This window comes from Pseudomonas nunensis (genome assembly GCF_024296925.1).
GTDB classification, from domain to species: domain Bacteria; phylum Pseudomonadota; class Gammaproteobacteria; order Pseudomonadales; family Pseudomonadaceae; genus Aquipseudomonas; species Aquipseudomonas nunensis.
Genome location: NZ_CP101125.1, coordinates 4277026 through 4302275, shown reverse-complemented (window position 1 = coordinate 4302275; position 25250 = coordinate 4277026). Strand labels below are relative to the sequence as shown.

Sequence of the window (25250 nt, the reverse complement as noted above, 5' to 3'; positions counted from 1 at the left end):
GGCGCATAAGCGCTAGAATCCTGTCTATTATTGATGGCAAACCGCCTGTGCTCTGCGCAGGCGGTTTTCTTTTCTGTCTTTCCGGCAGAAAAAAGCCGCAGCCAGATCAGGATGCTCTGCTTATGACGATGTCGGCCCGCCTCACCCTGATGCTCTTTGCAGCGCTGCTCAGCGCTTGCGCCAGCCGCACGCCACCGCCGCAGCCCGCGCCAGTGGTTCGAGCGCCGATTATTTTTGGCCCTGCCCAAGCATTCTCCCCTGAAGCGGAAGACGTGTTGTTTCGCGCCCTCGGCCTGGTGGGCACGCCCTATCGCTGGGGCGGCAATACGCCAGATTCCGGATTCGATTGCAGTGGCCTGATCGGTTACGTCTACCGTGACGTCACCGGCATTTCCCTGCCGCGCACCACCCGCGAAATGATCAGCATGCAAGCGGCCAATGTCGGCAAGGAAGGCCTGCAAACCGGTGACCTGATTTTCTTCGCCACCAATGGCGGCTCCCAGGTCAGCCATGCCGGTATCTACGTCGGTGAAGGCCGCTTTGTTCACGCGCCTGCCACCGGCGGCACGGTGAAGCTCGACAGCCTTTCCAAAGCCTATTGGCAGAAAGCCTACCTGAGCGCCAAACGCGTCTTGCAACCAGAGCATCTGGCGCGTAATCAGTAGGTTTTTACGCGGAGGTTGTGATGACCAATCGCACGCTCAATCTCGACGATTCCCTGTATCAATACCTGCTCGACGTTTCCCTCAGGGAAACGTCGCTGCTCAAGCGCTTGCGCGATGAAACCCAGACGCTGCCCATGGCCCGCTGGCAAGTGGCGCCTGAGCAGGGGCAGTTCCTCGCCTTGCTGGTCAAACTCACCGGCGCCACGCGTCTGCTGGAAATCGGCACCTTCACCGGTTATAGCGCCTTGTGCATGGCGGCGGCGTTGCCGGAGGACGGCTCGTTGATCTGTTGCGATATCCCCGGCGACTACAACGCCATCGCGTGGCGTTACTGGCAGGAAGCGGGGCTCGCCGAACGTATCGATTTGCGTCTGGCGCCGGCGCTGGAAACCCTCGCTCAGCTGGAACAACCGGGCGTGTTTGATCTGATCTTTATCGATGCTGACAAGGCTAACTACCCGAGTTATCTGGAGCACGCCCTGCGTTTGCTGCGGGTGGGTGGTCTGGCGATATTCGACAACACGTTGTGGAGCGGACGGGTGCTGGAGAGCAATCCCGAGAGCGTCGACACGCGGGCGATTCAGAAGCTCAATCGAGCGTTGAAGGATGATGCGAGAGTGGATTTATCGTTGCTGCCGATTGGCGATGGATTAACGCTTTGCCGCAAACGCTGACGCTTATAAATGTGGGAGCGGGCTTGCTCGCGAAAGCGATGTGTCAGTCGACATTATTGTTGAATGACACACCCTCTTCGCGAGCAAGCCCGCTCCCACATTGGGTTTGGTGTTGGCAGGAAGAGTTTTATTTAGCCGCCGAAACCCGCCAAACCTTGTTCCCCACATCATCCGCCACCAGCAAGCCTCCCTGCTGATCGATCACCACACCCACCGGCCGACCCAAAGCGTTTTCATCTTTATCCAGGAACCCGGTCAGCACATCGACGGGCTGCCCGGTCGGCTTGCCTGCGGTGAACGGCACGAAAATCACTTTATAGCCGCTGTGCGGTTTGCGGTTCCATGAGCCGTGCTGGCCGACGAAGGCGCCGTTGGTGAACGGTGCCGGCAGTTTACTGCCTTCGGCAAAGGTGAAGCCCAGCGAAGCGGTGTGCGGGCCGACGGCGTAATCCGGGGCGATGGCCTTGGCGACCATTTCCGGATTTTGCGGCTCGACGCGCACATCGACGTGCTGCCCGTAATAGCTGAACGGCCAGCCGTAGAACGCGCCGTCTTTGACTGAGGTGATGTAGTCCGGCACCAGGTCGCTGCCGATCTCATCCCGCTCGTTGACCGAGGTCCACAACGCGCCGCTGCTCGGTTCCCAGCCCATGCCGTTGGGGTTGCGCAAGCCCGAGGCGAAGATCCGGTGATTGCCGGTGGCTCGGTCCACTTCCCAGATCGCCGCGCGACCTTCTTCTTTATCCAGGCCGTTTTCGCCGACGTTGCTGTTGGAGCCCACCGTCACGTACAGCTTGCTGCCGTCCTTGCTGGCGATGACGTTTTTGGTCCAATGGTGATTCAGCGTGCCGCCCGGTAGATCGACAACTTTGGTGGCTGGCGCGGTGATGGAGGTTTCGCCGTCCTTGTACGGAAAACGGATCAACTTGTCGGAGTCGGCCACGTACAGATCGTTGCCGACCAGTGCCATGCCGAAGGGCGAGCTGAGATTTTCCAGGAACACCGTACGCGTTTCGGCCACACCGTCGTGGTCCTTGTCCCGCAGCAGTGTAATCCGGTTCGGGCTTGGAACACCGGCGCCGGCGCGGCCCATGACTTTCTTCATCACCCAGCCGCGAATGCCGGTGGAGTCGTCAGGCTTGGGCGGAGCATTGGTTTCCGCCACCAGCACATCACCGTTAGGCAGCACGTAGAGCCAGCGCGGGTGATCGAGGTTTTCAGCAAATGCCGCCACTTGGGTTCCCGCCGCCGGGGTCGGTTTGGCGCCAGCCGGCCAGCCGATCGCCGGGGCGATATTCACCGTCGGGATCAGGGTTTTGTTCGGTTCTGGCAGTTTGGGCGATGGACCGGTGCCGTCCGTGACTTGCAGGCTGGAGGTCTCGCCGCAGGCAACAAGCCCTCCGGCGAGTGCGATAACGAGAACGAGCTGGGGTTTGCGCATGCTGATCTTCCCTATGAATGCACTGATCTAATCTAGAGAAGCAAACAGCCGCGATGGTTCAACCGATCAGCCACGGGCCTCTTTGAACAGCACCGCAATGCCCGGGTGATACTGGCCGGATTCGTTGCGCAACTTGCGATAGGCGTAGGGAAAATACCAGGCCACGGCGCAGGAGTGTTCCTTCTGCAAGTCGTCGACCATGTCCTGGAGTTCTTCGGGGGTGGCACTTTGCTGGGCTTTTTGCGGAGCCACGAACAGGCAGCCGAGTTTCAGGTCGCTGGCGTAGCTGATCCGCTTGGCGTCGCCGGTGATATCGACCAAGGCTTGTGTCAGGTTCAGGCTGTTGACCTTGGGCCAGCGCTGGGTGGCCTGAAGGTAAGCGCGTGCTTCGCTGGCGGCGATCAACAGATCGGCGCGAGCATTGCGTTCGCCTTCTTCGGTCTGTTTGCGGGTCGGCGTCTGTTGCAGCGTGACCATTTCCGCCATCCAGGCCGCGGCCGAAAGCAGGCTGATATTGGCTTTTTCGTCGAACCAGTACGGTGCATCATTATCGCCGCGCACAGCGTTATAGCGGTCGATACAGTCAAACCAGCGTTCCAGCAGCGGGCGCAGGAATTCCAGCTTCGGATTGCTGATGATCATGCCTTGCATGTGGCTCACCCTTATTATTGTGTTGTGAGATTGTGGCTCTTTGATATCACTGCTCAGAGTGTGGCACAAGAATGACGTCGGATAATTGATCGACGGCAGAAATTCGCCCGGTGGCGTCCCGGCTTTAATTGACGCTCCACCCCCAACCCTCTAACCTTCGCGGCTTGTTTCAGGTGCTCTGTGGCCGTGGTCGACAGAGTGAAACAGGGAAGCCGGTGAGTGACGTTGTTCATTGATGAACAACCACGATCCCGGCGCTGCCCCCGCAACGGTAAATGAGTGAAAGCTGCGTCTTGAGCCACTGTGTCGACTGACATGGGAAGGCGCGCAGTCCGGTGCAAACCGCTCATGAGCCCGGAGACCGGCCTGATCCATCCAGCGGCATCACGGTGGGCGATGCCAGGCTTTTTGCCGTCTATTCTTGTGCCTGCCCGCCGTTATCCAGCCTCAACGGAGAGCTCCCCCATGACTGATACCCCCGATCGTGACGAACGCCACCTGGCGCGCATGCTGCGAAAAAAAGCCGTGATTGACGAGCGCATCGCCAATTCGCCGAACGAATGCGGCCTGCTGTTGGTGCTGACCGGCAATGGCAAAGGCAAAAGCAGCTCGGCCTTCGGCATGCTCGCCCGCTCCATGGGCCATGGCATGCAGTGCGGTGTGGTGCAGTTCATCAAGGGCCGTAACAGCACTGGCGAGGAACTGTTCTTCCGGCGCTTCCCGGAGCAAGTGCGTTTTCATGTGATGGGCGAGGGCTTCACCTGGGAAACCCAGGACCGTCAGCGCGACATCGCTGCCGCCGAAGCCGCTTGGGAAGTATCCCGTGAACTGCTGCGCGATCCGTCGATCGGCCTGGTGGTGCTGGATGAGCTGAACATCGCCCTCAAGCACGGTTACCTCGATCTCGATCAAGTGCTCAGCGATTTGCAGGCCCGTCCGCCGATGCAACATGTCGTCGTCACCGGTCGCGGCGCCAAGCCGGAAATGATCGAACTGGCCGACACCGTCACCGAAATGAACGTGATCAAGCACGCTTTCCAGGCTGGGATCAAAGCGCAAAAAGGCGTCGAGCTGTGAATACTATTTTATGAAAAGCATACGTCATTGCCCGGCGGTACTGATTGCCGCGCCGGCCTCCGGTCAGGGCAAGACCACCGTCACCGCCGCGCTGGCCCGGTTGCATCGCAATCAGGGGCGCAAGGTGCGCGTGTTCAAATGCGGCCCGGACTTCCTCGACCCGATGATCCTCGAGCGCGCCAGCGGTGCGCCGGTTTATCAATTGGACATGTGGATGGTCGGCGAGCAGGAAAGTCGTCGGCTGTTGTGGGAAGCCGCCGGTGAAGCCGATCTGATTCTGATCGAAGGCGTCATGGGCCTGTTCGACGGCACGCCGTCCAGCGCTGACCTGGCGCGGCACTTCGGTGTGCCGGTACTCGGTGTAATCGACGGCACCGCCATGGCCCAGACCTTTGGTGCGTTGGCATTGGGATTGGCGAAGTATCAGCCGGACCTGCCGTTTGCCGGCGTCCTCGCCAACCGCGTCGGCACTTTGCGTCACGCGCAATTGCTCGAAGGCAGCCTGACTGAAGGCTTGCGCTGGTACGGCGCACTGTCCCGGGAAACCGGGATCGAATTGCCGAGCCGTCACCTTGGCTTGGTGCAGGCCAGCGAGTTGAACGACCTCGATCTGCGCCTCGACGCCGCAGCCGATGCGTTGGCCAGCAGCTGCGAGGTAGCGTTGCCACCGGCCGTCGAATTCGCAGCTCCGGATGTGCTCGAAGCCGAGCCGTTGCTGGCGGGCGTGCGTATTGCCGTGGCGCGTGACGAAGCGTTCGCTTTCACCTACGGCGCCAGCCTCGATTTGCTGCGAGCGATGGGCGCCGAGTTGTCATTCTTCTCGCCGATTCGCGATACCGAATTGCCCGAAGCTGACAGCCTGTATCTGCCCGGTGGTTACCCCGAACTGCACCATGTGGCGCTGTCGCAAAACACCTCGATGCTGACCGCGATTCGCGCGCATCACGCCGCAGGTAAACCGTTGCTGGCGGAATGTGGCGGGATGCTTTATCTGCTCGATTCGTTGACTGACGTTGAAGGTACTCGCGCTGAACTGGTCGGGTTGCTGGCCGGGGATGCGGTGATGCAAAAGCGTCTGGCGGCATTGGCGTTGCAAGCGGTCGAGTTGCCGGAAGGCCTGTTGCGTGGGCACACCTATCACCATTCGTTGACCAGCACGGAGCTGGAGCCGATTGCTCGGGGCTTGAGCCCTAACGGCGGGCGCGGGGCGGAGGCGGTTTATCGTGAGGGGCGGATGACGGCCTCTTATGTGCATTTTTATTTTCCGTCGAATCCGTCGGCGATTGCCGCGCTGTTTGCGCCTGATCTTGAGGCCGCCTTCGCGAGCAGGCTCGCTCCCACATTAGAAGGTGGGATGCCTGAAGAAACGCAGTCCACTGTGGGAGCGAGCCTGCTCGCGAAGAGGCCATGACCGACAACGCCTTCTCCGAGGACGAACGCGCGGCCGTCTACCGAGCCATCGCCGAACGCCGCGACATGCGCCACTTCAGCGGCGGCACCGTCGAGCCCGAATTGCTGCGCCGTCTGCTAGAAGCCGCACACCAGGCCCCCAGCGTAGGCCTGATGCAGCCCTGGCGCTTCATCCGCATCAGCGATAAAGCCCTGCGCGGCCAGATCCAGCAACTGGTGGAAGAAGAACGCATCCGCACCGCCGAGGCCCTCGGCGAGCGCACCGACGAGTTCATGAAGCTCAAGGTCGAAGGCATCAACGATTGCGCCGAAGTACTGGTCGCCGCGCTGATGGATGATCGCGAACGCCACATCTTCGGTCGTCGCACCTTGCCGGAAATGGACATGGCGTCGCTGTCTTGCGCAATCCAGAACCTGTGGCTGGCGTCTCGCGCTGAAGGCTTGGGAATGGGCTGGGTCTCGCTGTTCGAACCGCAAGCCCTGGCGGACCTGTTGGGTTTGCCCGTCGGTGCCAAGCCGTTGGCAATCCTTTGCCTCGGCCCGGTCAAGGAATTCTATCCGGCGCCGATGCTGGTACTCGAAGGCTGGGCGCAGGCGCGTCCGCTCAGTGAAATGTTGTATGAAAATTTTTGGGGAGTGAGTCAATGAGTGTGGCGTTGTTGAGTGTCGCCGCGGTTGCGCTGGATGCGCTGCTGGGTGAACCCAAACGCTGGCATCCGCTGGTGGCGTTCGGTGGTTTTGCCGATCGCATCGAGCAACGATTCAATTCCGGTGGCCGTGGCTGGCGCAGTCATGGCGTCACCGCGTGGGTGATCGCGGTGATTCCACTGACCTTGCTGGCCACGGCGCTTTCATGGGCGCCTTATGTCGGCTGGCTGGTCGAGATTCTGGCGCTGTATTGCGCCCTCGGCATGCGCAGCCTTGGCGAGCACGTCGAGCCGGTGGCCAAGGCCCTGCGCAGCGATGATCTGGATGAGGCGCGCAAACGCGTGGGTTATCTGGTGAGCCGCCAGACCAGCGAACTGGATAAAACCGAAGTCGCCCGTGCCGCCACCGAATCGGTACTGGAAAACGGCAGCGACGCGGTATTCGCTGCACTGTTCTGGTTTGCCGTGGCCGGTGCGCCGGGCGTGGTCCTCTATCGACTGAGCAACACCCTCGACGCCATGTGGGGTTATCGCAACGAACGCTTCGAACGGTTCGGCTGGGCGGCGGCGAAAATCGACGACGTCCTCAACTACATTCCTGCACGCCTGGTGGCGTTGACCTACGCGCTGCTAGGCAAAACCCGACTCGCATTGAAATGCTGGCGCACTCAAGGCCCGACCTGGGACAGCCCGAACGCCGGGCCGGTGATGGCGGCCGGTGCCGGCGCGCTGGGCGTCGAGTTGGGCGGGGCGGCGATTTATCACGGTGAATTGCATCAGCGTCCGCAACTCGGCGAAGGCCCGGCGGCGGATGCCGACTCCATCGACCGTGGCTGGCAATTGGTCCAGCGCGGCGTATGGTTATGGCTGCTGATTCTCTGCGTGGGAGCTGAATTCTATGCTTGAGCACGGTGGCCGGCTGCGTAAGGCGGCGCTCAGTTATGGCATCGCCGAAGCCGATTGGCTCGACCTGTCCAGCGGCCTGGCGCCATGGCCGTTTCCGATCCCGGAGATTCCGTTGCGGGCCTGGGCACGTTTGCCGGAAACCGACGACGGTCTGGAGCAGGCCGCTTGCGATTATTACGGCGCGGCCCAAGTACTGCCGGTGGCCGGTTCGCAGATGGCGATCCAGTTGCTGCCGCGTTTGCGTCGGTCCGGCAAGGTCGGCGTGCTCTCGCCGTGTTATGCCGAACACGCGGAAGCGTGGCGGCGTAACGGCTATATCGTGCGCGAAGTGCTGGAGCAGGAAGTCGACTTCTTTCTCGACAGCCTCGACGTGCTGGTGGTGGTCAACCCGAACAATCCCACGGGCCTGAGCCTGAGTCCGAGTCGCCTGCTCGATTGGCACTCGCGACTGGCCCAGCGCGGCGGCTGGCTGGTGGTCGACGAAGCGTTCATGGACAACACGCCGCAACTGAGCGTGGCGCCGTTTGCCAATCAGGTCGGCTTGATCGTGCTGCGCTCGTTCGGCAAGTTTTTCGGTCTTGCCGGCGTGCGTTTGGGCTTCGTCCTGGCCGAGCGCAAGTTGCTCAGATTGCTCGCCGAGCAAGTCGGGCCTTGGGCGGTCAGTGGTCCGACCCGCGTACTCGGCCAAGCCTGTTTGCAGGACACCGCAGGCCACTCTAGGCAACGATTGCGCAGTGAGGAGGCCAGCCAACGTTTGGCCGCGCTGCTGGAACGCTACGATCTCAAACCCCAGGGCGGTTGCGCCTTGTTTCAATGGTTGATCACCGAGCGCGCCGAAGAACTGCATGAGTTCATGGCCCGGCGCGGCATCCTGCTGCGGTTGTTCACCCACAACAGCAGCCTGCGTTTCGGCTTGCCCGCCGATACCGCCGAAGAGGCCCGCCTCGAACAAGCCCTGCAAGCCTTCGCCAAGGAAATCCAATGACTACGTTGATGGTGCAGGGCACCACGTCCGACGCCGGTAAAAGCACCTTGGTGACGGCGTTGTGTCGTTGGGTCACGCGCCATGGCGTCAGCGTGGTGCCTTTCAAGCCGCAGAACATGGCGTTGAACAGCGCCGTGACCGCCGACGGTGGCGAGATCGGTCGCGCCCAAGCGGTGCAGGCCCAGGCTGCGAATCTGGAGCCGCACACCGACATGAACCCGGTGCTGCTCAAGCCCAACAGTGACACCGGCGCCCAAGTGATCATTCATGGTCGCGCCGTCACTACGATGAACGCGGTCGCGTATCACGACTACAAAGCCATCGCCATGCAAGCGGTGCTGGCCTCCCACGAACGGCTGAGCGCAGCGTATCCGGTGGTGATGGTCGAAGGCGCGGGCTCGCCGGCGGAGATCAATCTGCGTGCTGGCGACATCGCCAACATGGGCTTTGCCGAGGCGGTGGATTGCCCGGTGGTGCTGATCGCCGACATCAATCGCGGCGGGGTTTTTGCCCATCTGGTCGGCACGCTGGAGCTGCTGTCGACCAGCGAACAGGCGCGGGTCAAAGGCTTCATCATCAACCGTTTTCGCGGTGACATAGCGTTGCTGCAACCGGGCCTCGACTGGCTGGAACAGCGCACCGGCAAACCGGTGATCGGCGTCCTGCCGTATGTGATGGACCTGCACCTGGAAGCCGAGGATGGCATCGATCAGCGCCAGACCGACAAGGCCGATCAAGTGCTCAACGTCGTGGTGCCGGTACTGCCGCGCATCAGTAACCACACCGATTTCGATCCGCTGCGCCTGCACCCGCAAGTCGACTTGCAATTCATCGGCCCCGGCCAGGCGATTCCGTCTGCCGACCTGATCATTCTTCCCGGCTCGAAAAGCGTGCGCCACGATCTCGCGTACCTGCGGGCGAATGGCTGGGACACGGCGATCTCCCGGCACCTGCGCTACGGCGGCAAAGTGCTGGGGATTTGCGGTGGTCTGCAAATGCTGGGTGAACAGGTTCACGATCCGCTGGGCCTTGAAGGCGCGCCGGGTTCCAGCGCCGGATTGGGTTTGCTGGCGTTCGAAACGTTGCTTGAAGAAGAGAAGCAATTGCGCAATGTGCGTGGGCGACTGGCGTTGGAAAACGCCGAGGTCAGTGGCTATGAAATCCATGCTGGTGTAACCACTGGGCCGGCGCTGGAAAACGCTGCGGTGCAGTTGGACGATGGTCGCTGCGATGGCGCGCAAAGCCTCGATGGGCAGATTTTTGGCACCTATTTGCATGGGTTGTTTGAATCACCAGCGGCGAGCAGTGCGTTGTTGCGCTGGGCGGGTTTGCAGAACGTGCAGACGGTGGATTACCACGCCTTGCGCGAGCGGGATATCGAGCGGTTGGCGGATTTGGTGGAGAAGCATTTGGATACCGCGCTGCTGCGTGAGCTCTGTGGGTTTTGAGGTGGGTTTGAGGGCGCCTTCGCGGGCAAGCCTCGCTCCTACAGGGTTAGCGTCGTGCCATCCAATTGCGAACACCGCGTTACCTGTAGGAGCGAGGCTTGCCCGCGAAGAGGCCCGTCACCCCACCGCACACGTTAAGGAATAAACCATGCTCCAACTCATCCTCGGCGGCGCCCGCTCCGGCAAAAGTCGCCTGGCGGAAAAACTCGCGGCAGGCAGTCAACTCCAGGTCACCTACATCGCCACCAGCCAACCCCTGGACGGCGAGATGAACGAACGGGTCGCCCATCACCGCGCCCGTCGCCCCGCCGAATGGGCGCTGATCGAAGAACCGCTGGAACTGGCCCGCGTCCTGCGCGAAAACGCCAGCTCCGAGCGTTGCCTGCTGGTGGATTGCCTGACCTTGTGGCTGACCAATCTGCTGATGCTCGACAACCTCGAGCGCCTGACCGCCGAGCGCGACGCCTTGCTGGATTGCCTGGCTTCGCTGCCGGGTGAAATCATTTTTGTCAGCAACGAGACCGGAATGGGTGTCGTGCCGCTGGGCGAATTGACTCGCCGCTATGTCGATGAAGCCGGTTGGCTGCATCAAGCCCTGGCTGAGCGCTGTCAGCGTGTTGTCCTGACCGTCGCCGGCCTGCCCCTGACTCTGAAAGGTACTGCGTTATGACTCAAACCTGGTGGCTGAACCCGTGCAAACCGATCGATGCGGCCGTCGTCGAACAGGCCGAAGCCCGGCAGCAGCAGCTGACCAAACCCGCCGGTTCCCTCGGCCGGCTGGAAGCGGTAGCGGTGCAATTGGCCGGGTTGCAGGGACAGGTCAAACCGAGTCTCGATCAACTCTGGATCGCGATCTTCGCGGGTGACCATGGCGTGGTCGCTGAAGGCGTATCGGCGTTTCCCCAGGAAGTCACCGGGCAGATGTTGCACAACTTTGTCACCGGCGGCGCGGCGATCAGCGTGTTGGCGCGGCAATTGGGTGCTTCCCTGGAAGTGGTCGATCTCGGCACCGTCACGCCGTCGCTGAACCTGCCCGGCGTGCGTCACCTGAATGTCGGCCCCGGCACCGCGAACTTTGTGAATGGCCCGGCGATGACCGTGGCCCAAGGTGAACTGGCGTTGCAGGCCGGTCGCGACAGCGTATTGCGCGCCGTTGCGGCGGGCGCGCAGTTGTTCATCGGTGGCGAAATGGGCATCGGCAACACCACGGCGGCCAGTGCGTTGGCCTGCGCCTTGCTGGATTGCCCGGTGGTGCATCTGACCGGGCCGGGCACGGGTTTGAACGCGGCGGGTGTCAGCCATAAAGCGCAAGTGATCGAGCGCGCGCTCGTGCTGCACAGCGCCCAGCGTGGCGATGCGTTGCACACCCTGTTCAACCTCGGCGGTTTTGAAATCGCGGCGTTGGTCGGTGCCTATCTCGCCTGCGCCCAGGAAGGCGTTGCGGTGCTGGTGGACGGCTTTATTTGCAGCGTCGCCGCGTTGGTCGCGGTGCGTTTGAACCCCGAGTGCCGTGAGTGGTTGCTGTTCGGCCATCGCGGCGCCGAGCCGGGTCATCGTCATGTGCTGGAAACCCTGAACGCCGAGCCTTTGCTCGATCTCGGTCTGCGCCTGGGCGAGGGCAGCGGTGCGGCGTTGGCGGTGCCGTTGTTGCGTCTGGCTTGCGATCTTCATGGGCAGATGGCGACCTTCGCTGAAGCTGCGGTGGCGGATCGTCCGGCATGACTTTGCGCCTGGATTTGCTGCGCCACGGCGAAACCGAACTCGGCGGCGGCTTACGCGGCAGCCTCGACGATGCACTGACTGAAAAGGGCTGGGCGCAACTGCGTGCGGCGGTGATCGGGCAGGGGCCTTGGGATCGTCTGGTCAGCTCGCCGTTGCAGCGCTGTGCGCGATTTGCCGAAGAACTCGGCGGGCAGCTCGGTTTGCCGGTGCAACTGGAAAAAGACCTGCAAGAACTGCATTTCGGCGCCTGGGAAGGACAGAGCACGGCGGCGCTGATGGAAACCAGTGCCGAGGCGTTAGGATTGTTCTGGACCGATCCGTATTCGTTTACGCCGCCCGAGGGCGAGCCGGTGGCAGACTTTTCCGCGCGGGTGCTGGCGGCGGTCGAACGGCTGCACGGGACTTATGCAGGCGAGCGGGTGTTGCTGATCACCCACGGCGGGGTCATGAAGTTGCTGCTGGCCCAGGCCCGTGGCTTGCCCCGTGAGCAATTGCTCAACGTTGAAGTCGCCCATGCGTCGTTGCATTCACTGTCGGTCGGCGCCGGCCCGTTGTTACGGGAAGCGTCCTGATCATGTTGCCGTTCTGGATCGCCCTGCAATTCTTGAGCAGTCTGCCGATTCGTCTGCCGGGCATGCCGGCGCCTCAGGAATTGGGGCGCTCGCTGCTGTTTTATCCGCTGGTGGGGCTGCTGTTCGGCGGTCTGCTGTGGGGGCTGAACGGACTGTTATCGGGCGCGCCATTGATGCTGCACGCCGCGCTGCTGCTGACGGTTTGGGTGCTGCTCAGCGGCGCACTGCATCTGGACGGACTCGCCGACAGCGCCGATGCCTGGCTTGGCGGGTTTGGCGACCGTGAACGCACCCTGACCATCATGAAAGACCCGCGCAGCGGACCGATTGCGGTGGTCACGCTGGTGTTGGTGTTGCTGCTGAAGTTCGCCGCGTTGCTGGCGTTGATCGAGCAGGGGCACGGCGTTGTCTTGATCATCGTGCCGTTGATCGGACGTGCGGCGTTGTTGGGATTGTTCCTCACCACGCGGTATGTGCGGGCCGGTGGGTTGGGGCAGGCGTTGGCGGATCATCTGCCGCGCAAGGCTGGATGGCAGGTGCTGATACTCAGTGCGCTAGCCTGTGTGTTGATCGCGGGTGTTTTCAAAGGTCTGGTTGCGCTCGTGCTGGCGGCGGTGGGGTTTGTCTGGTTGCGCCAGGTGATGGTGCGGCGGTTGGGCGGGACCACGGGCGATACGGCGGGGGCGTTGCTGGAGTTGCTGGAGATGGCGGTGCTCGTAGGGCTGGCGCTGCTCTGATGGATATTGGTTGGATGTGCTGGCCCTTTCGCGAGCAGGCTCGCTCCCACATGGTAATGCGGCCACCTGTGGGAGCGAGCCTGCTCGCGAAGGCGTCCTGCCGGCTTAAACAATTTTTGAACCTTGCTTTCATTTAACCGCGGGTATATACACGCACCATGCTCGATTCCCAATGTTTATGTATCAACCTGCGTCGCGCCGCCCGTGGCGTCAGCAGGCATTACGACGGCGCTCTTGATGGCTTCGGGATCAACGTTGCCCAGTATTCTTTGCTGTGCAATTTGCAGCGTCTGGATCAACCGAGTATTTCCACCCTGGCCGAAGCCATGGGCCTGGACCGCAGCACGTTGGGGCGCAATTTGCGCGTGCTGGAAGGCGAAGGGCTGGTGATGCTGGTCGAGGGCGAGGACATGCGTAACCGCATCGTCAAACTCACCGACGCCGGCGCAGAACGTCTGGCAGCCGCCTTGCCGGCCTGGGAAGCGGCGCAGCAGCGGTTGATTGACCGTCTGGGCGCCGAAAAACGTGAAACCTTACTGAGATTGCTGGACGAACTGGCTTGACGCCGGTTAGTCCGACCTTAAGCGGGTATATACCCGCTACCGGAGAATAAGAATGACATCGATGTGGCGTACGTGCGGTTGGGTTTTGGTGGGGAGTGCGCTGATTCTGGCGTTGTCATTGGGCGTGCGACACGGCTTCGGTCTGTTCCTGGCGCCGATGAGTGCCGAGTTCGGCTGGGGCCGTGAGACGTTTGCGTTTGCCATCGCCCTGCAAAACCTGATCTGGGGCCTGGCGCAGCCGTTCACCGGCGCTTTGGCTGATCGCTTCGGTGCGGCAAAAGTGGTGCTGGTCGGCGGCGTGTTATATGCGGTGGGCCTGATCTGCATGGGCTTTGCCGACTCGGGAATGACCTTGTCCCTGAGCGCCGGCCTGTTGATCGGCATCGGCCTGTCGGGCACGTCGTTCTCGGTGATCCTCGGCGTCGTCGGCCGTGCGGTGCCGCCAGAAAAACGCAGCATGGGCATGGGCATTGCCAGCGCCGCCGGTTCGTTCGGCCAGTTCGCCATGTTGCCCGGCACGCTAGGGCTGATCGGCTGGCTCGGCTGGTCCGCCGCGTTGCTGGTGCTGGGCCTGCTGGTGGCGCTGATCGTGCCGCTGGTGAGCATGCTCAAGGACAAGCCACTGCCGACCCTCGGCCATGAGCAAACCTTGTCCGAAGCGCTGCGCGAAGCCTGTTCCCACTCTGGTTTCTGGCTGCTGGCGTTCGGCTTTTTTGTTTGCGGTTTCCAAGTGGTGTTTATCGGTGTGCACTTGCCGGCCTATCTGGTGGATCAACATTTGCCGGCGTCGGTTGGCACCACGGTGCTGGCGCTGATCGGGCTGTTCAATATCTTCGGCACCTACACCGCAGGCTGGCTCGGCGGGCGGATGTCGAAGCCGCGTTTGCTGACCGGTTTGTACCTGTTGCGAGCGGTGGTGATCGGCCTGTTCCTGTGGGCGCCGGTCACCACGACCACGGCGTATCTGTTCGGCATGGCGATGGGGTTTTTGTGGTTGTCCACGGTGCCATTGACCAACGGCACCGTAGCGACCTTGTTCGGTGTACGAAACCTGTCCATGCTCGGTGGGATAGTTTTCCTGTTTCACCAGCTCGGTTCTTTCCTCGGCGGCTGGTTGGGCGGTGTGGTGTATGACCGGACTGGGAGCTACGACTTGATCTGGCAAGTGGCGATTCTTTTGAGCCTGTTGGCAGCAGCCTTGAACTGGCCGGTGCGCGAGCGCCCGGTGGCGCGCCTGCAAACCCAAATGAGTGCGATATGAACAGTCTTTGGCCGCGAATCGTTGCAGTCGCTGGCGGCGCGCTGCTGCTGGCCCTGGCGTGGTGGGGCTGGCATCAGGGCGGGCTGGCGCTGATGCAGTTGGGCATGGGTGCTTGCTAGCCATATGGGAGGGCGAGTAACTTCGTTTTCTGACGACTTTTCAAGGATCCACCGACATGCTGAAACGCTGGCTTGCAGTCCCCGCGTTACTGATGGCGTTTACCGGATTGGCCCAGGCGGCCGACTGTCCCGAGCTGTTGCAGGGCTCGTTGCCCAAGTTGCGGGCCAAGGAATCCATCGATCTGTGCCAGCGCTTCGCCGGCAAGCCGCTGGTGGTGGTCAATACCGCCAGCTTCTGTGGTTTCGCTCCGCAATTCAAAGGCCTTGAGGCGCTGTATCAGCGCTACAAGGACCAAGGGCTGGAGGTGATCGGCGTTCCGTCGAATGACTTCAAGCAGGAATCGAAGGATGGCGAGGAGACCGCCAAGGTCTGCTACGTGAACTACGGCGTGACGTTTACCATGACCGAGCCGCAGAAAGTCCGTGGTGATGATGCGACCCATCTGTTCAAGGTCCTCGCCGAGCAAAGCAGTGCGCCGAAGTGGAATTTCTACAAATATGTGGTCGATCGCCAAGGCAAGGTGATCGCCAATTTCTCCAGCCTGACCAAGCCCGACAACCCTGAATTCATCGAGGCTGTAGAGAAAGCCCTGGCCTCGAAACCCTGATCGACACCCACTAAAAAGCCCCGCCTCTGTACAAGAGAGCGGGGCTTTTTTGATTCAGGCAGCGAGCGGTTCAGCCTCGCTGTGAGTCATCAGAAGCGGTAGGTTGCGCCAACACCGAAACCGTTCGCCGAGTTTTCATACTTGGCGTTGTAGCTCTGGCCACGGTCGTTGGTGTTGTTGACGGTCACCGCCTCTTCGCGCAGGTACGAATACGCGACGTCGATGGTCAGGTCTTCGGTCGGGCTCCAGCCGGCGCCCAGGCTGAAAATCTTGCGATCGCCAGTCGGGATGCGTGGGGAGCGGTCGACGTTGTTGGTCGGCGCCTGGTCAAAGGACAGACCGGTACGCAGGACCCATTGCTTGTTCAGCTGGTAGGACGCGCCGATGGCGTGAGCCCAAGTGTCGTGCCAGTTCTGTTCTTCGGTGATGGAGCCGAATTGACCGTTCAGAATGGTCGGAACACCTTTGTTTTCCACGGTGATTTCTTTCAGGCGGCTCCAGCGAGTCCAGGTGCTGCCTGCGTACAGGGTCCACTTGTCATCAAGCTGGTGAGTGACCGAGAAATCCACCGATTCAGGCGTGGTCAGGTCCAGCGAAGCGTCGTACTTCTGGCTCGGGTTCTGGCCCAGCAGGCCCAGTACGCCGTAGTTGACCTTGGTGTTGCCTTCGAGCTTGTACTTCACTTTCGAGTGGTAGGTCAGGCCGGCACGGGTGCTGTCGGTCAACTGAGCCAGGATCCCGATGTTGTAACCCAGCGCGGTATCGTCGCCCTTGATTTTGACTTCGCCATCCGGAGCGGCCTGGGTAGCCGAGATGTTCGACTCCAGCTTGCCGTCGATACGGTTGATGGTCGGGCCGAAACCGATCGACACCTTGTCGTTGAAGGCGTAGCTCACGGTTGGTTGCAGGGTCACGACTTTCACGTCGCTGGTGCTGCCGAAGTAACGGCCGGCGAAGCCGTGCTCGTAGTCGGTCACCAGGCCGAACGGTGCGTATACGCCTACACCGACTGCCCATTGATCATCGATAGGCTTGACGTAGTAGCCCATCGGCACGGCGATGAACGGCACCATGTCGCCGTGGTTGCTGCCGCTGTTCGGGCTGGAACTGGCGTTGCTGATATCGGTGTGTGCGTCGAGCATTGCAGCGCCGCCGGTGACTTGTTCGCGCTTGATGCGGGACATGCCGGCAGGGTTGCCAAAAATGGTGCTTGCGTCATCGGCAGAGGAAGATCGCCCAGCAAAACCTGTACCCATCCCGCTAATACTTTGTTCGTTGATGGCGAAGCCACTTGCGAAGAGCTGGGTGGATGCCAAGGTAACGGCGAGGCTAAGGGTGGTTTTGAGCATGACTTTTTTCATTATTAGAACTCCTGGTGATCACCGGGGCGAAAATTACCAACATTTTCGTTCCAGCGCTATAGCCTGTATGGGTTGAGTTAGAGCGGTTTTGTAGGACAATCAGACCAGATTCGCGTCCTGTTGCGAGATCTTGTGAAACGGGGAGGTCAGCAAGCGACTTGATTCATCGATGAAACACAAGTTTGCCAGGCGCAGGTGAAGTCGCGCAGGCGTCCCTGAGGCTGGAAGGTCTGGCGCCAGATTCGGGCCATGCCCAGCAAATCATCGGGATCGGGGAGGGGAGTGTTTTGTTCTTCTACCAACAGCCAGGCGATGGCGGTGGCGTAACGCAGGTTAACGGTCAATTCCAGGTGCGGACTGCTTAAAAAGGCATGCTGGCTGGCGAGGCCACGCACCAGGCTCGCTCGCTCAGGGTCGAGGGCCAGGTAGTGATCCCACAATGCCCGGTGACGGGGCTCGGCAATTCGATACAGGCCATGTCCACGGCGGTCATGCAGGGCGGAGCCAAGGGCTGACTGGCTGGCGGCGATGCCCAGCAACAGGGATTCGGCAGTTGCGCTATGGCGCCCGAGGTATATCAAGGTCGGGCGGATCACATAACGGCACAGTTCGCTGGCAGCGATACCCATAAAGCCCTCGAAACATGAAATGAGCGGCGATACCTGAAGGGGCTTGGCAGCAGTGAATCGAATCAGGCTCGCCGGAAGCGGATCAAGCCGCTTGAGTTGAAGTGTAGTGTCATATTCGCGCCGTAAAGGACTGTTTTTAAAATATTTCCGGCAGCCAGTTATAACCGTTATATCGGTTAGTGCTTAAGCATTGAGCGGAGAATGAGAAATATCAGGCAATAAAAAGCCCTGCTTTTTGAGCAGGGCTTTTGAGGTTTTCAGTCTTTCTGGCGTCTCAGGCAACCAGTGCCTGGCGAGTACGATCGATCACGGCCTGCAGCGGTTCAGCGCTGGAGTATTGATCGGGGTACAGGCGTTCGCTGTGACGGGCGATGCCGTGTTCGTTGACCAGAGTGAAGCTGAAGCAGCCTTTGCGAGCGGCCATGATCAGGCAGTTCATTGGGGCAAAAGCGTTAGTTAGGGTGCGAATGGCATCCTGAGTGTGGATTTGAGTAGACATTATTAGGTGTTCCTACAAGCGACACGGATAAGAACCGTGCAAAATTAAAACGTTCCAGTGACGACGACCACCATTGGTCGAACGAAGAACCCGACTGGAACAAAGCAGCCAGTTTGAAGCGCTGATAATTGGCGCGCTTGGGCTGGCAGGTAGGTACTTAGGAGGGCAGGCAACACATCAAGGGCAAAGGTTCGGGGCCCGGGGTGAAGATCCTGATCAATTTGCAGGCTGGTTCGGTCAGAGTAAGTGAGCTTCGCAACACCCTTTGCATTCATTTCAAAGGCAGTGTTGACACAAGGTTTACCTGGAAACCATCGAGGTGGTCGATCCCGCTTTGTCGGTGGAGGCTTCTCAAGGGAAGGCTGACCGGGGGGATTTGTTCGACCAGAATTGACTTTCAGCTTGGTACTAACGCCGCGGATACTAACGGATTGAATTTGAGAAAGGAAGTGTGTTAGCAAAAAAAGATTGCTCAAGCCTCTGCCAGGGCCCTGTAGCAGCTGGCGAAGCCTGCGTTCCGGTTGTGAAGCAGCCGCCAGACCTAAGCATGCGGTCTCTTTTTGATGCATCGCGTCCTCTTGAATTACGACTGCTTAGCAGCCGAACGCGGCCTCGCGCTGCTCGGCAGTTGCTACAGGAGCCCTGCGCCAGTCAGGCTTATCCCCAGGCCTTGACTGCAAAACGCGCCGAAAAAGCGCATTGATATAACCGTCGCAAAGGTACTTGTGCACATAAGTTGCGCAGCTTGTCACGCCACTGTCACCTTCGCTTCAATCGCAGTGGGTGCCTGTAATGAAAATTTAAGTCAATGAAAAACATCGCTTTTTTTTACTGGTGAAAAAATCGTCAGTTTGACTGCGAGCCCCATTCCACAGGGCTTTGCGAGAGTTCAAGGGCGGTTGTCCACTGAGTTATCCACAGCTTCTGTGGATTGTCCCAAGCGCTTGCTCTAGGACGGGCGTGCCGGGTTTTTTTCGACTTTACCTGTAAGAAAAAAAGAGTAGAGTGGCGCGCCTTCCGATCTGCCCTACAGTGCTTTATGAAGTTTCGCTCAGTATCAACCGCTGTTACCGCAACGCCCCCGACTGTTACCCCACCCAAGCGCTTTTCCATGCGTGTGGCCGAGTGGCTACTGGACAGTCCGCGCCTGGGCGATAACCACAACGTCAAACACTTTGCCGGACGTTTGCTCAAGCAACCGGCCCGCGAAGGCGTGGTGGCCGCGCAAAGTCGTCTGGGCCAGTTGATGTGCCGCGAATGTGGCAACGCCCGGGATCGGCGCATCGGCCACGAGTTGCTGCGCCAAGCCGCCCGCGCCGGTGACCGCCGCGCCCAGCAGGAACTGGGGCTGATCGAAGACTGAGCTGTCCAAGACCTGACGCCTTGGTTAACCTTCAGGCTTTATCTCATCGGCAGGAGTCGCTATGGCTATGGACTTGACCAGCATATTGCTCGGTCTGGCGGGCGCAGCAGTGCCATTGTTGGCGCTGGCCTGGCACATCCAGCGCCGCGCGAGTGCAGGGCAGGCCGGCATGGCGCTGCTGGAAGAGCGACTGGCCATGGCCCAACTGGCCCAGGACGGCCTGAATGCCCAGCTCGATGCGTGCCGCGACGAAATCGGTGACCTGAGCCAGGCCAACTCCACCAAGCAAGCTGAGCTGGCCGCGCTGCGCCGTGAAGTCGAACTGCTGCAAATCGAACGCGATGACGCTCGCGACGCGGCCCACGCCTGGAACATCGAACGCGCCGGCAAAGAGGCTGAGTTGCGTCGCCTGGACGCGCAGAGCGCTTCCCTCAACGCCGAGCTGCGCGAACAGCAGGAAAGCCATCAGCAGCGTCTCAACGACCTTCAGGGCTCCCGGGATGAATTGCGGGCACAGTTCGCCGAGTTGGCGGGCAAGATCTTCGATGAGCGCGAGCAGCGTTTCGCCGAAACCAGCCAGCAGCGCCTCGGACAGTTGCTTGATCCGCTGAAGGAGCGCATCCAGTCCTTCGAAAAACGCGTTGAAGAAAGCTATCAGGCCGAAGCCCGTGAACGCTTTTCCCTGGCCAAGGAACTGGAGCGCCTGCAACAGCTCAACCTGCGTCTGAGCGACGAAGCCACCAACCTGACCCGTGCCTTGAAAGGCCAGAAAACCCAGGGCAACTGGGGCGAGCTGATTCTCGAACGCGTGCTCGAACACGCCGGCCTGGAGAAGGGCCGCGAGTACCAGACTCAAGTCACCCTCAAAGGTCCGGACGGCGAGCGTTTCCAGCCGGACGTGATCATTTATCTGCCCGGCGACAAGCAAGTGGTGGTCGACTCCAAGGTCAGCCTCACGGCGTATCAGCAATACGTCGCCGCCGATGACGATGCCATCGGCCAGATTGCGATCAAGCAGCACGTGCTGTCCCTGCGCAATCACGTCAAAGGCTTGTCCGGCAAGGATTACAAGCGACTCGACGGTCTGCACAGCCTGGATTTCGTTTTGTTGTTTGTGCCGATCGAAGCGGCATTTTCCGCAGCGTTGCAGGCTGAGCCGACGCTGTTCCAAGAGGCCTTTGATCGCAACATCGTGATCGTCAGCCCGACCACGTTGCTCGCGACGTTGCGGGTTATCGACAGCCTGTGGAAACAGGAACGCCAGACCCAGAACGCCCGGGAAATCGCCGAGCGGGCCGGGTGGCTGTACGACAAGTTCGTGTTGTTCATCCAGGACCTGGACGAAGTCGGCAATCGCTTGCAGCAACTGGATAAAGCCTACAGCTCGGCGCGCAACAAACTGACAGAAGGGCGCGGCAACCTGGTCAGCCGCAGCGAGCAACTGAAGCTGCTCGGTGCCCGGGCAAGCAAGAGCCTGCCGGCGGATTTGCTCGAACGGGCGATGACCGATGTGGATGGGTTGGCGGAGTTGCCTGAGTAAGTCAAAAGCTTCGCGAGCAAGCCCGCTCCCACAGGGGATCTTCAGTGCCACATAGATCCAATGTGGGAGCGGGCTTGCTCGCGAAGGCGTCAGCACAGCCACCAGCGAATTCAAACCTGCTGAATTACAACGGCAAATGCCGACTCAACAACGCCCTTAACGCCGCCGGCTTAACCGGTTTCGCCAGATAATCCAGCCCCGCCGCATGCACCTGCGCCACCGTCTCCGGTCGCCCATCCGCACTGATCACCACCCCCGGCACCGGCTCGCCCAATCGCGTGCGCAGCCACGCCATCAGCTCGGTGCCGGTTTCGCCGTCATCCAAGTGATAGTCCACCAACGCCAACTGCGGATGCATCCCGTCACTGAGCAACGCGGCACATTCCTCACGATTGCGCGCAGTCCAGACCTGGCAACCCCAGCGCGTCAGCAGGCTGTTCATGCCAATCAAAATGCTGTCTTCGTTATCGATGCACAGCACCTGTGCGCCGCTCGGCAATTTGCCGTTGAGTTCGACCACGTTGCTCGGTGCCAGCGTCTGCGCCCGGGCCAATGGCACGCTGACGCTGAATACGCTGCCGTGTCCCGGCCAAGAGCGCACGCGCAAGGTGTGGCCCAACACCCGACACAAGCCGTCGGCAATCGCCAGGCCCAGACCCAGGCCTTTCTCGGCGCGAGTCTGGTGGCTGTCGAGGCGTTTGAATTCTTCGAAAATCACTTGCTGCTTGTCTTCCGGAATTCCCGGCCCACGGTCCCAGACCTCCAGGCTCAGTTCGCCCTTGCGCCGGCGAACGCCCAGCAGCACCGGGCCTTTGGCGTAACGAAAGGCGTTGGTGAGGAAGTTTTGCAGGATCCGTCGTAGTAACTTGATGTCGCTGTCGATGCGCAACGTGCTGCCGCGCAGGCGGAATTTCAGCCCTTGTTCCTGCGCCTGCGCCTTGAATTCGGCGCCGAGGATATCGAACAACTCATTGAGCACGAACGGCTTGGGATCGGGGTTGATCTTGCCGTTTTCCAGGCGGGAAATGTCCAGCAAATCACTGATCAAGTCCTCGGCCGAGCGCAACGAACTGTCCAGATGATGGATCAGTTTCTGCGCCTCGCTGGACAAGCCGTCGTCCTGATGTGTCAGGGCGGCGGAGAACAGGCGCGCTGCATTCAACGGTTGCATCAAGTCATGGCTGACCGCTGCCAGGAAACGTGTTTTCGACTGGTTGGCCGACTCGGCGGTGCCTTTGGCTTCGGTCAGGGCAACATTGAGTTGCGAGAGTTCGTGAGTCCGCGCGGTCACCCTTTGTTCCAGCCCTTCATTGGCCTCGGTCAACGCCTGCTCGGCCTCGCGGAACGCGGTGATGTCGGTGAAACTCATGACGAAACCGCCGCCGGGCATCGGGTTACCGATCAGCTCGATCACACGGCCGTTGGGGAACAGTCGCTCGGAGGTGTGGGCACGACCCTGACGCATCCAGTGCAGGCGCCGGGCGACATGCACTTCCGCTTCGCCGGGACCGCACAGCCCACGCTCGGCGTTGTAGCGAATGATGTCGGCAATCGGCCGGCCGACGCTGATCAAGCCGTCCGGGTAGTTGAACAGCTCCAGATAGCGCCGGTTCCAAGCCACCAGTTTCAGCGATTGGTCGACCACGCTGATGCCTTGGGTGATGTTCTCGATCGCGCCTTGCAGCAGCGCACGGTTGAACTGCAACACTTCCGACGCCTCGTCGGCGATGCGGACTACGTCCTCCAGCTGCATTTCCCGACCTTCGATGGCGGCTTTTACTACCGCGCGGGTCGAAGAAGCGCCAAGGACACCGGCCAGCAAGCGTTCGGTATGAGCGATCCATTCACCGTCGGCGTTCTGGTTCGGGTTGAAGCCTTTGCCTTGGCGATAGGCGAAGCGGATAAAGCTCTGGCGCGCACGTTCTTCACCGACAAACCGCGCGGCGAGTTGCAGCAAATCTTCGATCTGCACCGCCAGCATCGAGCGGGCGCTGGGCCGGGCACTGATTTCTTGACCAATGAAGCGCCCAGCCTGCCAATGCTCCGATACCCGTGTGCGCGACAGCACCGAGACCCAGGCGAACAGCGTAAAGTTGGCGGCCAGGGACAGCACCACGCCTTGGGTCAGCGGGGTGAGCGGCAGGTGCAGCGGATTGCTGTGCAACCACGCCAGCCCCGGGAAAGTGCTCAGCGACCAGCCCAGGCTGTGGGCGGCAATTGGCAGGATCAAGGTGTAGAACCACAGGAATGTCCCGGCGGCGAGGCCGGCAAAAACACCGCGACGATTCGCCTGTTTCCAGTACAGCGCGCCAAGCATGGCCGGGGCCAATTGAGTCACGGCGGCAAAGGCAATCTGGCCGATGGTCGCCAGGCTCGCGGTCGAGCCGAGCAGGCGATAGCTGACGTACGCCAGCAGCAAAATCACCACGATGGTGACCCGGCGCACCGAAAGCATCCACTGGCGGAACACTTCGAACGGGCGCTCGGCGTTATTGCGGCGCAGCAACCACGGCAGCAACATGTCGTTGGAGACCATGGTCGACAGCGCCACGCTGGCCACGATCACCATGCCGGTGGCCGCCGAAGCGCCGCCGATAAATGCGAGCAACGCCAGCGCCGGGTGGGCTTGGGCGAGGGGCAGGCTGATCACGAAAGAATCCGGCAGTACCGAACTCGGCAGCATCATCTGACCGGCGAGGGCGATCGGGACTACAAACAATGCCGCCAATGCCAGGTAGGCCGGGAACACCCACTTGGCCAGACGCAAATCCTGAGGCTCGATGTTCTCCACCACTGTGACGTGGAACTGCCGGGGCAGGCAGATAATCGCCATCATCGCGACGCCGGTCTGCACCACCATTGACGGCCAGTTGATGGTTTCTTTCCAGTATTCCTCCAGGCGCGGGGCGAGCATGGCCTGGTCGAACAGATCGTCGAAACCGTCGTACAAGCCGTAGGTCACGAACGCGCCGACCGCCAGAAAAGCGAACAGCTTGACCAGCGATTCAAAGGCAATCGCCAGCACCATGCCGCGGTGGTGCTCGGTGGCGTCGAGGTTGCGCGTGCCGAACACGATGGTGAACAGCGCCAATACCAGCGAGACGATCAGCGCCGTGTCCTGGGCGCGGGTGCCCATGGCGTCAGCACCGGCGCCGATCAACAGGTTCACCCCAAGGACGATGCCCTTGAGCTGCAAAGCGATGTAGGGCAACACGCCGACCAGGCAGATCAGCGCCACCACCACCGCCAGCGATTGCGATTTGCCGTAGCGCGCGGCGATAAAGTCAGCGATGGAGGTGATGTTCTCCTGCTTGCTGATCATCACCATTTTTTGCAAAACCCACGGCGCGCACACCAGCAGCAGGATCGGCCCGAGGTAGATCGGCAGGAATGACCAGAGCTGTTCGGCGGCCTGGCCCACGGCGCCAAAGAAGGTCCAACTGGTGCAATAGACGGCCAGCGACAGGCTGTAGACCCAGGCACGCACACGCGGCGGCAACGGCGCGCTGCGACGGTCACCGTAGAAGGCGATGGCGAACATGATGGCCATATAGGCCAGGGCAACGGCGGCGATCAGCCCGCTGGACAGCGACATGGAAACTCCAGACAAAAGACACCGGGGTTCAGGCCCGGACAGACAGTCTCGCACGATGGCACGGGTTCGTCAGTGTCGACCAAGGTCGTGGCGTGGCGGGGTGTCGCAGGTGATCTACCGGACGCTTTCGCGGGCAAGCCTCGCTCCTACAGACGGTGAAAATCCGTAGGAGTGAGGCTTGCCCGCGAAGGCGTCAGTACTGATTCAACGCAATCTCAATCAACCGATGCAATTCCTCAACCTCCAGCGGCGCTGCCGAAAACAGCACGCGAAACACCGTCGGTGCCGAGATCAGGTTGATCAGGCGATCAACGCTCGGCTGCGGCTGATCCGGATAGCGATCCAGAATGGTCTGCAACTGCCCGCCAATGATCACTGTGCACAAACCCGGCGTAGTGCTGCACTGTATGTCGCGCAACAGATTGCGACCCAGTTCCGAACTCATCTCATCCAGATACTGCTCGCCCCACGCGCGCAGATCGCCGCGCAGGCTGCCGGTGTTGGCCGGCTCGCTGTCGGGGCGCATGCGGGCGAGAGCGACATCCGCCAGCAACACCGACAAATCGCCCCAGCGCCGATAAATAGTCGACGGCGTCACCCCCGCGCGCGCGGCGATTTGCGGCACGGTCACGGACGCGCGGTCCTGCTCTTCGAGGAGCGCGCGGACCGCCGAATGAATCGACTCTTGCACTCGGGCGCTTCTGCCGCCCGGGCGTAAACCTTCTTTAATAGCCATGGATCGGACCTTAACACAAAGAATTTGCTTTAAGCGCTGGT

The 25250-nt window shown here is 60.9% G+C and carries 25 protein-coding genes and 1 riboswitch; of the genes, 18 read left to right on the top strand and 7 right to left on the bottom strand.

The annotated features are described in order from the left end of the window. Positions 1 to 122: 122 nt before the first annotated feature. Positions 123 to 665, top strand: coding sequence for a C40 family peptidase (locus NK667_RS18745; RefSeq protein ID WP_054615719.1), 543 nt, complete (start codon positions 123 to 125; stop codon positions 663 to 665). A 20-nt stretch (positions 666 to 685) separates the two neighbouring features. Further along, positions 686 to 1339: an O-methyltransferase gene (locus tag NK667_RS18740; protein WP_054615718.1), complete on the top strand. Its 654-nt coding sequence runs from the start codon at positions 686 to 688 to the stop codon at positions 1337 to 1339. Between the two features lie 127 nt (positions 1340 to 1466). Here NK667_RS18740 and NK667_RS18735 read toward each other — a convergent pair whose 3' ends face one another. Continuing rightward, entirely contained in the window at positions 1467 to 2780 is a 1314-nt protein-coding gene (locus NK667_RS18735; RefSeq protein WP_054049500.1) for a PQQ-dependent sugar dehydrogenase, read from the bottom strand. Positions 2781 to 2846: 66 nt separating this feature from the next. After that, entirely contained in the window at positions 2847 to 3431 is a 585-nt protein-coding gene (locus NK667_RS18730; protein WP_054615717.1) for a hypothetical protein, read from the bottom strand. Between the two features lie 154 nt (positions 3432 to 3585). Beyond that, a riboswitch (cobalamin riboswitch) is annotated at positions 3586 to 3815 on the top strand. A gap of 81 nt (positions 3816 to 3896) precedes the next feature. On the opposite strand from NK667_RS18730, the gene cobO reads away from it, so the two are divergent. From cobO to NK667_RS18665, 14 genes are all read left to right on the top strand, one after another. Next, positions 3897 to 4508 carry a cob(I)yrinic acid a,c-diamide adenosyltransferase gene (cobO, locus tag NK667_RS18725; protein WP_054615716.1) on the top strand — a complete coding sequence of 204 codons (612 nt, stop codon included), beginning with the start codon at positions 3897 to 3899 and terminating at the stop codon, positions 4506 to 4508. Between the two features lie 10 nt (positions 4509 to 4518). Continuing rightward, entirely contained in the window at positions 4519 to 5919 is a 1401-nt protein-coding gene (locus NK667_RS18720; protein ID WP_054615715.1) for a cobyrinic acid a,c-diamide synthase CobB, read from the top strand. Continuing rightward, positions 5916 to 6566, top strand: a complete 651-nt coding sequence (gene bluB, locus NK667_RS18715) for a 5,6-dimethylbenzimidazole synthase (protein WP_054615714.1) — start codon at positions 5916 to 5918, stop codon at positions 6564 to 6566. The genes NK667_RS18720 and bluB overlap by 4 nt, the downstream gene beginning before the upstream one ends. Next, positions 6563 to 7471, top strand: a complete 909-nt coding sequence (gene cbiB / locus NK667_RS18710; protein WP_054615713.1) for an adenosylcobinamide-phosphate synthase CbiB — start codon at positions 6563 to 6565, stop codon at positions 7469 to 7471. Before bluB ends, cbiB begins: the two co-directional genes overlap by 4 nt. Further along, a complete protein-coding gene (gene cobD / locus NK667_RS18705; RefSeq protein WP_054615712.1) occupies positions 7464 to 8456 on the top strand; it encodes a threonine-phosphate decarboxylase CobD in 993 nt (330 codons plus the stop codon). The genes cbiB and cobD overlap by 8 nt, the downstream gene beginning before the upstream one ends. Beyond that, positions 8453 to 9904, top strand: coding sequence for a cobyric acid synthase (locus tag NK667_RS18700; protein WP_054615711.1), 1452 nt, complete (start codon positions 8453 to 8455; stop codon positions 9902 to 9904). The genes cobD and NK667_RS18700 overlap by 4 nt, the downstream gene beginning before the upstream one ends. A 148-nt stretch (positions 9905 to 10052) precedes the next feature. Further along, positions 10053 to 10574 (top strand): bifunctional adenosylcobinamide kinase/adenosylcobinamide-phosphate guanylyltransferase, encoded by a 522-nt coding sequence (gene cobU / locus NK667_RS18695; RefSeq protein WP_054615710.1) that lies wholly within the window; start codon positions 10053 to 10055, stop codon positions 10572 to 10574. Then, on the top strand, positions 10571 to 11626 hold the full coding sequence (gene cobT / locus NK667_RS18690; RefSeq protein WP_054615709.1) for a nicotinate-nucleotide--dimethylbenzimidazole phosphoribosyltransferase: 1056 nt from the start codon (positions 10571 to 10573) through the stop codon (positions 11624 to 11626). Before cobU ends, cobT begins: the two co-directional genes overlap by 4 nt. Then, on the top strand, positions 11623 to 12198 hold the full coding sequence (gene cobC / locus NK667_RS18685; protein ID WP_054615708.1) for an alpha-ribazole phosphatase family protein: 576 nt from the start codon (positions 11623 to 11625) through the stop codon (positions 12196 to 12198). Before cobT ends, cobC begins: the two co-directional genes overlap by 4 nt. Before the next feature lie 2 nt (positions 12199 to 12200). Continuing rightward, positions 12201 to 12935, top strand: a complete 735-nt coding sequence (locus tag NK667_RS18680) for an adenosylcobinamide-GDP ribazoletransferase (RefSeq protein ID WP_054615707.1) — start codon at positions 12201 to 12203, stop codon at positions 12933 to 12935. A gap of 158 nt (positions 12936 to 13093) precedes the next feature. Beyond that, the gene (locus NK667_RS18675) at positions 13094 to 13498 is read left to right on the top strand and encodes a MarR family winged helix-turn-helix transcriptional regulator (protein ID WP_054615706.1); all 405 of its coding nucleotides are present in this window, start codon (positions 13094 to 13096) and stop codon (positions 13496 to 13498) included. 52 nt (positions 13499 to 13550) lie between these two features. Beyond that, complete coding sequence (locus NK667_RS18670; protein WP_054049527.1) at positions 13551 to 14759, top strand: MFS transporter; 1209 nt, start codon at positions 13551 to 13553, stop codon at positions 14757 to 14759. Further along, positions 14756 to 14878: a hypothetical protein gene (locus NK667_RS32570; protein WP_256207536.1), complete on the top strand. Its 123-nt coding sequence runs from the start codon at positions 14756 to 14758 to the stop codon at positions 14876 to 14878. Before NK667_RS18670 ends, NK667_RS32570 begins: the two co-directional genes overlap by 4 nt. Before the next feature lie 56 nt (positions 14879 to 14934). After that, positions 14935 to 15486, top strand: a complete 552-nt coding sequence (locus tag NK667_RS18665; RefSeq protein WP_054049529.1) for a glutathione peroxidase — start codon at positions 14935 to 14937, stop codon at positions 15484 to 15486. Positions 15487 to 15575: 89 nt separating this feature from the next. Here the strand turns inward: NK667_RS18665 and NK667_RS18660 are convergent, their stop codons facing one another. The 3 genes from NK667_RS18660 to NK667_RS18650 all read right to left on the bottom strand — a co-directional run bounded on the left by NK667_RS18660 (position 15576) and on the right by NK667_RS18650 (position 17975). Continuing rightward, positions 15576 to 16847 carry an OmpP1/FadL family transporter gene (locus tag NK667_RS18660; RefSeq protein ID WP_054615705.1) on the bottom strand — a complete coding sequence of 424 codons (1272 nt, stop codon included), beginning with the start codon at positions 16845 to 16847 and terminating at the stop codon, positions 15576 to 15578. A 146-nt stretch (positions 16848 to 16993) separates the two neighbouring features. Continuing rightward, complete coding sequence (locus tag NK667_RS18655; protein ID WP_054049533.1) at positions 16994 to 17476, bottom strand: hypothetical protein; 483 nt, start codon at positions 17474 to 17476, stop codon at positions 16994 to 16996. Positions 17477 to 17750: 274 nt separating this feature from the next. Continuing rightward, positions 17751 to 17975 carry a hypothetical protein gene (locus tag NK667_RS18650; RefSeq protein ID WP_003214941.1) on the bottom strand — a complete coding sequence of 75 codons (225 nt, stop codon included), beginning with the start codon at positions 17973 to 17975 and terminating at the stop codon, positions 17751 to 17753. A 1039-nt stretch (positions 17976 to 19014) separates the two neighbouring features. Between NK667_RS18650 and NK667_RS18645 the strand changes: the two genes are divergently transcribed. Both NK667_RS18645 and NK667_RS18640 read left to right on the top strand, forming a co-directional pair. Beyond that, a complete protein-coding gene (locus NK667_RS18645) occupies positions 19015 to 19338 on the top strand; it encodes an SEL1-like repeat protein (RefSeq protein ID WP_054615704.1) in 324 nt (107 codons plus the stop codon). 175 nt (positions 19339 to 19513) lie between these two features. Next, complete coding sequence (locus NK667_RS18640; RefSeq protein ID WP_161807677.1) at positions 19514 to 20878, top strand: DNA recombination protein RmuC; 1365 nt, start codon at positions 19514 to 19516, stop codon at positions 20876 to 20878. A gap of 124 nt (positions 20879 to 21002) precedes the next feature. On the opposite strand, the gene NK667_RS18635 is transcribed toward NK667_RS18640, so the two are convergent. Continuing rightward, a complete protein-coding gene (locus tag NK667_RS18635) occupies positions 21003 to 24473 on the bottom strand; it encodes a hybrid sensor histidine kinase/response regulator (protein ID WP_054615702.1) in 3471 nt (1156 codons plus the stop codon). Positions 24474 to 24666: 193 nt separating this feature from the next. Further along, positions 24667 to 25209, bottom strand: a complete 543-nt coding sequence (locus tag NK667_RS18630) for a TetR/AcrR family transcriptional regulator (protein ID WP_054615701.1) — start codon at positions 25207 to 25209, stop codon at positions 24667 to 24669. Positions 25210 to 25250 lie beyond the last annotated feature (41 nt).

Bases quoted from the DNA above. Each gene is read 5' to 3' on its own strand.
- NK667_RS32570 (WP_256207536.1), top strand. From the start codon at position 14,756: ATGAACAGTCTTTGGCCGCGAATCGTTGCAGTCGCTGGCGGCGCGCTG.
- NK667_RS18660 (WP_054615705.1), bottom strand. From the start codon at position 16,847: ATGAAAAAAGTCATGCTCAAAACCACCCTTAGCCTCGCCGTTACCTTG.
- cobT (WP_054615709.1), top strand. From the start codon at position 10,571: ATGACTCAAACCTGGTGGCTGAACCCGTGCAAACCGATCGATGCGGCC.
- NK667_RS18730 (WP_054615717.1), bottom strand. From the start codon at position 3,431: ATGCAAGGCATGATCATCAGCAATCCGAAGCTGGAATTCCTGCGCCCG.
- NK667_RS18670 (WP_054049527.1), top strand. From the start codon at position 13,551: ATGACATCGATGTGGCGTACGTGCGGTTGGGTTTTGGTGGGGAGTGCG.
- NK667_RS18635 (WP_054615702.1), bottom strand. From the start codon at position 24,473: ATGTCGCTGTCCAGCGGGCTGATCGCCGCCGTTGCCCTGGCCTATATG.
- cbiB (WP_054615713.1), top strand. From the start codon at position 6,563: ATGAGTGTGGCGTTGTTGAGTGTCGCCGCGGTTGCGCTGGATGCGCTG.
- NK667_RS18745 (WP_054615719.1), top strand. From the start codon at position 123: ATGACGATGTCGGCCCGCCTCACCCTGATGCTCTTTGCAGCGCTGCTC.
- cobD (WP_054615712.1), top strand. From the start codon at position 7,464: ATGCTTGAGCACGGTGGCCGGCTGCGTAAGGCGGCGCTCAGTTATGGC.
- NK667_RS18645 (WP_054615704.1), top strand. From the start codon at position 19,015: ATGAAGTTTCGCTCAGTATCAACCGCTGTTACCGCAACGCCCCCGACT.
- NK667_RS18680 (WP_054615707.1), top strand. From the start codon at position 12,201: ATGTTGCCGTTCTGGATCGCCCTGCAATTCTTGAGCAGTCTGCCGATT.
- NK667_RS18735 (WP_054049500.1), bottom strand. From the start codon at position 2,780: ATGCGCAAACCCCAGCTCGTTCTCGTTATCGCACTCGCCGGAGGGCTT.
- cobC (WP_054615708.1), top strand. From the start codon at position 11,623: ATGACTTTGCGCCTGGATTTGCTGCGCCACGGCGAAACCGAACTCGGC.
- cobU (WP_054615710.1), top strand. From the start codon at position 10,053: ATGCTCCAACTCATCCTCGGCGGCGCCCGCTCCGGCAAAAGTCGCCTG.
- NK667_RS18665 (WP_054049529.1), top strand. From the start codon at position 14,935: ATGCTGAAACGCTGGCTTGCAGTCCCCGCGTTACTGATGGCGTTTACC.
- bluB (WP_054615714.1), top strand. From the start codon at position 5,916: ATGACCGACAACGCCTTCTCCGAGGACGAACGCGCGGCCGTCTACCGA.
- NK667_RS18740 (WP_054615718.1), top strand. From the start codon at position 686: ATGACCAATCGCACGCTCAATCTCGACGATTCCCTGTATCAATACCTG.
- NK667_RS18675 (WP_054615706.1), top strand. From the start codon at position 13,094: ATGCTCGATTCCCAATGTTTATGTATCAACCTGCGTCGCGCCGCCCGT.
- NK667_RS18700 (WP_054615711.1), top strand. From the start codon at position 8,453: ATGACTACGTTGATGGTGCAGGGCACCACGTCCGACGCCGGTAAAAGC.
- NK667_RS18720 (WP_054615715.1), top strand. From the start codon at position 4,519: ATGAAAAGCATACGTCATTGCCCGGCGGTACTGATTGCCGCGCCGGCC.
- NK667_RS18630 (WP_054615701.1), bottom strand. From the start codon at position 25,209: ATGGCTATTAAAGAAGGTTTACGCCCGGGCGGCAGAAGCGCCCGAGTG.
- cobO (WP_054615716.1), top strand. From the start codon at position 3,897: ATGACTGATACCCCCGATCGTGACGAACGCCACCTGGCGCGCATGCTG.
- NK667_RS18655 (WP_054049533.1), bottom strand. From the start codon at position 17,476: ATGGGTATCGCTGCCAGCGAACTGTGCCGTTATGTGATCCGCCCGACC.
- NK667_RS18650 (WP_003214941.1), bottom strand. From the start codon at position 17,975: ATGTCTACTCAAATCCACACTCAGGATGCCATTCGCACCCTAACTAAC.